This is a genomic window from Terrisporobacter mayombei (assembly GCF_020748465.1).
GTDB lineage: Bacteria > Bacillota > Clostridia > Peptostreptococcales > Peptostreptococcaceae > Terrisporobacter > Terrisporobacter mayombei.
Window position 1 is genome coordinate 1 of record NZ_JAHZMP010000180.1, and the last position, 476, is coordinate 476.

Annotated in this window: 1 protein-coding gene; it reads left to right on the plus strand. The window is 25.2% G+C overall.

The annotated features are described in order from the left end of the window. Positions 1-444 (plus strand): radical SAM protein (locus K0039_RS21000; protein WP_228106859.1); only part of this gene is annotated, 444 nt, incomplete at its 5' end. Positions 445-476: the final 32 nt, after the last annotated feature.

Consider the following 476-nt stretch of genomic DNA (forward strand, 5'->3'; position numbering starts at 1 on the left):
ATAAATATTGCAATTGAAACTTGTGGATATTTTGATTGGAATAAGGTAAATGATGTATTTGAGAAAATAGACCACATATTTGTAGATATAAAATCTATGGATGATAATATTCATAAAGAATATACAGGAGTAAGTAATAAAATTATATTAGATAATATAAGTAGGCTTTCAAAGTTGAATAAATATATGGTTATAAGAGTGCCAATTATTTATGGAGTAAATGATAGTGAAGAAAATATAAGAAATACTGCATTATTTGTCAAACAAAATGTTCCAGGAGGCAAGATGGAGTTACTTCCATATCATAAATTTGGAATCGATAAATATAAGGCATTAGGGCTTGAAGATTATATATATGAATTTGATGAAATTTGTAACAATCATATGTTAAAATTAAAAGAGATAGTAGAACTTACAGGAGTAAAAATCATAGAATACAAATAGCTATCAGGAGGATTTTAACATGGATAATAAAT